This window comes from Fibrobacter intestinalis, from assembly GCF_900167415.1.
Lineage (GTDB): Bacteria > Fibrobacterota > Fibrobacteria > Fibrobacterales > Fibrobacteraceae > Hallerella > Hallerella intestinalis.
On sequence record NZ_FUWU01000095.1, the window covers coordinates 1 to 6,065 of the forward strand.

4 protein-coding genes are annotated in these 6,065 nt (G+C 52.1%); 2 read left to right on the forward strand and 2 right to left on the reverse strand.

Annotated features, from left to right (window positions below; genetic code table 11):
* The coding region (locus B5D40_RS14685) for a hypothetical protein (protein ID WP_078777520.1) at positions 1-1,313 on the reverse strand (1,313 nt) is incomplete at its 3' end.
* Positions 1,314-1,497: 184 nt separating this feature from the next.
* Positions 1,498-4,380, reverse strand: a complete 2,883-nt coding sequence (locus B5D40_RS14690; protein ID WP_078777521.1) for a fibrobacter succinogenes major paralogous domain-containing protein — start codon at positions 4,378-4,380, stop codon at positions 1,498-1,500.
* A 223-nt stretch (positions 4,381-4,603) separates the two neighbouring features.
* On the opposite strand from B5D40_RS14690, the gene B5D40_RS14695 reads away from it, so the two are divergent.
* Positions 4,604-5,662, forward strand: a complete 1,059-nt coding sequence (locus B5D40_RS14695; protein ID WP_158222054.1) for an Rpn family recombination-promoting nuclease/putative transposase — start codon at positions 4,604-4,606, stop codon at positions 5,660-5,662.
* 213 nt (positions 5,663-5,875) lie between these two features.
* A partial coding sequence (locus tag B5D40_RS14700) for an Rpn family recombination-promoting nuclease/putative transposase (protein ID WP_144319723.1) occupies positions 5,876-6,065 on the forward strand: 190 nt, incomplete at its 3' end.

Here is a 6,065-nt window from a genome sequence, read left to right on the forward strand (position 1 = left end):
GAGTCCATATACCAGTATCTTGCGGAATTGCTGGAGGAATCCAGAATCTCGTCGGTGAAGATTTCGTACAGCCAGCTGGACTCGTTTGTTCCCGCCAAATACATCAAGTGATATTGAGAAGCGCCCTTTCCAAAAACAACGCGCGAACGGTCCAGCCCTTCCATTTTAACCCAGACGGAAAAAGTGACCGAAGTCTGGAGAGTCAAATCCAAAGCGCCGGTCGCCGAATTCGGAATGGTCACGGCCCCTTGACTGCCGTCGTAATAAAGCGCTCCGCCGGCAACCGCCTCGTCGGCAACGGACAGATCTTCGGGAATGCCGTCAAAACCGTTTCCCGTAGCGTCTCTTGCCGTCGAATCCCCTTCATCAAAATGCCAAGCGGCGATAAAACCGTCCGAAAAGACATTTCCCTGCGATTGAAGCGATGCTTCTGTATTTTCTTCAAACGACAGGAAGAGCGTATCTTTTGCGTTCGTCCGCAATTTGGCAATCCGAGTCCAAAAGGCGAAAATTCCTTTTTCCGAATCGGCATAAGATAGCGAAAGCGGAAGGGTATCGCCGCAAAGCACGGCATTCCACGCGCCTTGAAGTCGCTCCAGTCCGCGGAAATCGTAGTCCGAAGAATCCAGGCGAATTTCCAACGGGAAATTGCGCAAGTCTTCGTCCAGGGCGATTCCCGAAGAGGTCATGTCGAGCGGAATGCGGAAACGCAACGAAACGGAATGGGATTGCACGCTTGTGACAGAGTCAGCGACAACCAGAACAGGTTCGTTTACCTCCAGAGAATCCCCAGAATCCGAACGGAAAATCAGCGGGCAAAGGGAGTCCGCAGGCAGAGAATCCACAAAGATATTGCCCAGTTCCACCGTCACCGGGCGAAGAATCGTCGTTCCCGGCACATAGACCACTCCGGTCGTGCCGTCTGCAAAATTTTCTGCACCCAAGCGGACGCTTCCCGTATTTTCCAAGTAGCCTTTGATATTTTCCCTTTCCGAATCTTTCGATATGCCCATCTGCACCAGCTGCATTCCCGAAAGGGAATCCTCGGCTTCCAGCGTAAAAATTTCGGAAGGGAGGGTTGAAAATTCAAAACGGCCCAAGGAATCCGTCCAAGTCGTCCAAAGGGAATCGACGGAATCGCGCCATACAGAAAAATCGTCGGGAACGAGCAGGACGCGCACCCTTGCGGCGAACGCCCCGTCAGCAAAATAAAGAACGTCGGCGATTTCCGGATTCCCAGATTCCGCACTGTTTCCAAGCGATGTCCTCTCGTCGGAACAGCCCGCTCCCCAAAACGCGGCAAGAAGAGCCACGAAAATCCATAACAAGCGATAATTTTTTTTGCCGTATCATCCCATTTACCTAAAGGAAATATACATCCAAAAAAGGGGTGCGCCATAAAAAAGAAGAGTCTCTGTTGTCCGTGGACAATGGGAAAGGGATTCTTCAACCCAAAACGCCTCCCCCAGAAGGGAAGCGCGATTTGGAAACTCGGATTTAGTCGATGTCCTTTAAGCAGCGGACGGAGAGGCCGAAGGACTTGTAGTCGCTGGAAAATATAGTTTTCTCGTCTCTGCAGTCCATGCTCATATTAAGGGCTTGGTTTTCAATATTTTCGGAAGCCGTCCAAAAATGAGTACTACAATTGACTAAGCTGTAAACATGCGGGGAATTTCTATAGCCTGCAGGGAGCGCAGAGAAACCAAAGCTATCCGTACCATTGCCATATATTCCTTCCCAATACCAACCGGAAGTAGATTTGAGCATTTTACCTGCAATGTCCACATCGCCAACATATTTAACCAGCGTTTTGAACTCATTTTCATTAGGCAAATGCCAGCCTTTCGGACAGACACCGCGGACCAAGGTTGCAGACGTTGACGATGTACAAGTTTTTCCATTACCACAGCCGCTACCAGAAGCAGAGAAGATCTCTGCGGAATCCATAGCCGCACTCCAAGTGTAATAACGTCCGAATTTGTTGCAATACTCCGAACTGGAGCTGTCAAAAACACAATAACTATTGGCTGATCCTTGGTTATAATTGTAATTCAGGTTTTCCGCCATCCATACCTGCGAACCAATAATGACATATTTGTAAGATTTTTTATCCCTCTCGTCCACAAAACTTCCCTTAGCACCTTCTCCCTGCCAGTCGTAGATTTTTTGCGCAGTATCAAATTGACAGACAAATGCAGAATCCGGATTGTGTACAAAAGTTTCCTGATTGCGCGAGTCGCATAGCCTATTCAAGGAAATTTCTCGAGCAGTCGCCTTTCTCCACCAGGAATAGTCAAACCCGGACGATATGGAATCGTAACAATGATACAGGGTTAATGCCCCTTTAAGATAAATTTTCGCCAGCCCTATTCCACCAGTATGCAGACAGGCTCTGAGCAAAGAGTCCTGGGTCAGGGCTAGTTCCTCCTGAGTGTTCAGCTGCACTACGTTGCAGGCATAGCCGTTGACAATGGAATCCTTGAGGGCCGCACTGCAAACCCTTCCGGTCGCCTTTTCCACTTCGCTCACTTCGCGCCATCCCGTATTTTCGCAGACGTAGCCATTCATCACAGAATCTAAAATTCCATTTGAGCAAACTCTCCCGGTCGCCTTTTCCGCTTCGCTCGCTTCACGCCACATATTGCAATCTTCGGCGGTCAAATTTCCGGCAAGGAATTTTTCGTAAAGGGCATCGCTTGTCTGAGAACATTTGGTAAGCGCTGTTTGGATGGTTTCGCTGTCGGCGGAAGAATCGACCATCACTTCGCAAACATAGCCATTTGCGACAGAGTTAGCAATGGCTGCGGTACAGACCTTCCCCGTCGCGATTTCCGCCGCGCTCGCCGTCACCCATTCGCCGGATTTACAGACCTTGCCCTTCTCCACGGAGACCACGTTCTCGGTAGATTCCAGACAGGCGGCACCCATCTCCACTTCGCCCTCCGAGGCGTTTTGCCACTTGCCGTCCAGACAGAGCTTGCCATCCACCACTTTCGCGTTCAGGTTGCCCGTGCAGGGGATGCCGTTTGAAAGGTCGTACTTCGAAGCGCTGACCCATGTGGACGTGTCGCAGACGAACAGGGAATCGAATGTCTTCAAGTTGAAATTCGTTTCGGTGCGCACGCTGTCCTGCAATTTCAGGTCGCAGACGCCGAGGAGCGATTTCTTTAAAATTTCCCACGCGAAACCGCCGTTATTCGCGCACACGAAAAGGCTGTCGCCTTTCTTCAAATTCGGGTTCGGTTCCGTCCGGATGGAGTCCAGCGAGTCCGCATTGCACTTGCCGAGGCCGCTGGTCATGACCGCCATCCAGTCGTTTTTCGCCGCATGGCACACAAACCAGTTCAGGGTGTCGCCGTCCACCTTCTCCGTGCAGAGCTTGCCGGTCGCCGCCTCGCCAGCCGTCGCCACGCGCCAAAGCTTCTGGCTGCCGTCGCACACGTAACTCGAATCCAACGCCGTGGAATGCAGGCCAAAAATGCGGAACGGGTTTTCCTCCTTCGCTATCTCGCCTTCATTCTTGTCCGTGCAGTTGCCAAGCGTCGAAGTCGTGTCCTTATCCCAGCCCTCTTCCGTGCAGATATAAAAGTTCAAGGTATCGCCCCGGAGAGTCGAGTCGCAGAGGCTCCTCGTTGCACTTTCCGCTTCGCTTGCCATGCGGAACATCTCGCCGTCGCACACGTAGAGAGGGAGCGCCTTGTCCGCCGAGTCCGCCACGAAAAGCCCGTAATTTCCCGCATCGCAGACCTTCCCCGCAGCCTGTTCAATGGAAGACGCTTCCAGCCAGAGCGAGTCCTTGCAAACATAGGCCTTCACGTTCTCCTCGTCGCTGGAATCCGTGGCGAAGCTCCCGTAATTTTTTTCGGTGCAGAGCGCCTTCGCTGCAAGTTCGGCTTCTCCCGCTTCCCGCCAGAGCCCGCCGGTGCAGACGTAGTGCACGACCTTCTTCTTGTCCGTGGAGTCGTCCCGGAACTCGCCGTCCAGGCTTTCCACGCAGGCGTTCTTCAGGGCGATCTCGACGTCTGTCGCCGGTCGCCATGCGCTGTCCGCGCAGACCAAGGACTCGCCGTAATTGGCCAGCGCCTTGTGGGTCTCCTTGCGGACCGTTCCTGCCGCCGCCAACGAGTCCGTGCACTCGCCCACTCCCGGAATGGGGTTCCAGTTGCCCGACTCGCAAACATAGGAGCCGTTCTTCTCCTTGACGAAGTAGGTGTCGCCTTCGAAGGCGGAAAGGCACTTGCCCAAATCTTCGACGGTTTCGACGGAGCCCTCCTCCTTTTCGCCATTTCCGGAACCGGAGGACGAATCGTCGCCGCAGGCTGAAAGGACGACTGTCATAGCGACAAGCGCGGCAAACTTTTTGAACGGGACTCTGGACATGGGCAACTCCTCTGTAAAGCTTTCTTTTGTTAGGAAAGATAGGAATCTTACAAAAACGAGTCAAGACGTTCACCTCTCCATAATAGACCGATTTTCCGTCCCAAATTCCTCTTTTTCCTGCAAGCAACATTTTACACAAATCGAGGTGGAAAAAACGTCTGCAAAAACGTTTAAAGGAGTTGGACTTTCATTGGGGAAAGTCCACATTTCAACGAGGAAATCCATGAAAGAAAACAACGCTAACGCCCGCGCTGGGCACGATTCCTATTTCCGTTCCGTCTTCAAGGTGCCCGACCGGGCTGCGGAACTTTTGCGCCTGGTGGCCCGCAACAACAAAAGCTTGACAGCCTTTCTGAAGACCGTGGACCTCTCCACCCTCACGGAAATCTCCGAATCCTTCAGCGACACGGAGACCTTCGGCTATGCGGACCTGGCGTTCACCGTCAAGATCGCCGGGGAGAGATGTGGTAACGCCGACGAAAACGACGGCGAAAAAGGGAACGAAAGTGTCGTCGGGGGAAATCAGGAAGTAAATGCCGAAGACAGGGAAAGTCGGCTTCGCCCACAAGAGCGTTCCGCAGACCTCCTCGTCGGCATTCTGGAGGAACACAAGTCTTCCAAGGATCCGAACGTCGTCGCCCAACTCGTCAAATATTGGTATCACATCATGGTCAAGAACCAGAAGAATATTCCCACCGTCGCCATCGTCTTCTACAACGGCAAGGAAAGCTGGAACTTGGATGTGAAAACCATGTTCCCGGACTATCCGAAATACTACCACCGCATCGGCCTGCCCTTCGTGCTGGAACTCGTCGATATCGGCGACTCTTTCAGTACAAACGAAATCCGGGACATCTCCCCGAAAATCGCGCTTGCCCTCGTAGCCATGAAATACGTTTTCCAAGGCGAAAAGATGCAAAGTCACCTGCGAACAGCCGTGAAGATGCTGAAGGAGCTGCCCCGGGAAGAGGCGGAAAACTTCCTCACGGAGACTTTTCTATATTTGAAGAAGCTTCTCCCCAAAGAGGAAAAAGAGGAATTCAAAATGGACTTTGTAAAGACATCCGAAGCCTACGGCTACGAGACCATCGCCGACGCCGAAGAGAAGGCTCTTGCTAAAAGATACGAGGAAGGAAGAAGCGAAGGTCGCGACGAAGGCATCGGGATTGGCATGGAAAGGGGACGGAGAGAAATGGCGAAAGCTCTAAAAAATAATGGAGCGTCTCTAGACCTCATCGCGAATGTTTCAGGTCTTTCCGAAGAGGAAATTCAAAATCTATAGTTCCCGTTTTCAAATCTAAGCCTCGCTTTGTGCGGTGCTTTTTATGTGAGGAGGACGGGACTGTTTATTTGGACGATGAGAAGTCCTTTCCTGTATTGAGTTCGGGACAAGTTTTCTAAAGAAAAACATTTCATTTTTCCTAAAATCGCCCGTTCGCGCGTTGTACATCATGGGCTTTCATTTGGGGAAGTCCGCATTCCAAAAAGGAAATCCATGAAAGAAAACAACGCAAACGCCCGCACCGGGCACGATTCCTATTTCCGCTCCGTCTTCAAGGCTCCCGACCGGGCTGCGGAACTTTTGCGCCTCGTCGCCCGAAACAACAGGAGCCTTTCCGAATTCCTGAAGACCGTGGACCTCTCGACCCTCACCGAAATCTCCGAATCCTTCAGCGACACGGAAA